The 1017-nt window shown below is 53.6% G+C and carries 1 rRNA gene; it reads left to right on the top strand.

Annotated elements, in window-relative coordinates:
• Positions 1 to 997, top strand: a 23S ribosomal RNA gene (locus tag RM368_RS38660); the annotation flags it as partial.
• Between the last annotated feature and the right edge of the window lie 20 nt (positions 998 to 1017).

Below are 1017 nucleotides of genomic sequence, written 5' to 3'. Positions count from 1 at the left end.
CCGTAACTATAACGGTCCTAAGGTAGCGAAATTCCTTGTCGGGTAAGTTCCGACCTGCACGAATGGCGTAATGATGGCCAGGCTGTCTCCACCCGAGACTCAGTGAAATTGAAATCGCTGTGAAGATGCAGTGTACCCGCGGCAAGACGGAAAGACCCCGTGAACCTTTACTATAGCTTGACACTGAACATTGAGCCTTGATGTGTAGGATAGGTGGGAGGCTTTGAAGCGTGGACGCCAGTCTGCGTGGAGCCAACCTTGAAATACCACCCTTTAATGTTTGATGTTCTAACGTAGGCCCGTAATCCGGGCTGCGGACAGTGTCTGGTGGGTAGTTTGACTGGGGCGGTCTCCTCCCAAAGAGTAACGGAGGAGCACGAAGGTTGGCTAATCCTGGTCGGACATCAGGAGGTTAGTGCAATGGCATAAGCCAGCTTGACTGCGAGAGTGACGGCTCGAGCAGGTGCGAAAGCAGGTCATAGTGATCCGGTGGTTCTGAATGGAAGGGCCATCGCTCAACGGATAAAAGGTACTCCGGGGATAACAGGCTGATACCGCCCAAGAGTTCATATCGACGGCGGTGTTTGGCACCTCGATGTCGGCTCATCACATCCTGGGGCTGAAGTAGGTCCCAAGGGTACGGCTGTTCGCCGTTTAAAGTGGTACGCGAGCTGGGTTTAGAACGTCGTGAGACAGTTCGGTCCCTATCTGCCGTGGGCGCTGGAGAATTGAGGGGGGTTGCTCCTAGTACGAGAGGACCGGAGTGAACGCACCACTGGTGTTCGGGTTGTCATGCCAATGGCATTGCCCGGTAGCTAAGTGCGGAAAAGATAAGTGCTGAAAGCATCTAAGCACGAAACTTGCCCCGAGATGAGTTCTCCCTGACTCCTTGAGAGTCCTGAAGGGACGTTGAAGACGACGACGTTGATAGGCCGGATGTGTAAGTGCAGCGATGCATTGAGCTAACCGGTACTAATGACCCGTGAGGCTTAACCTTACAACGCCAGAGGCGTTTTT

It is taken from the genome of Nostoc sp. DedSLP03 (assembly GCF_034530815.1).
In the GTDB taxonomy this organism is placed as follows: Bacteria; Cyanobacteriota; Cyanobacteriia; order Cyanobacteriales; family Nostocaceae; genus Nostoc.
The sequence above is the reverse complement of the archived record's forward strand: the minus strand, read 5'-3'. Positions and strand labels throughout refer to the sequence as shown.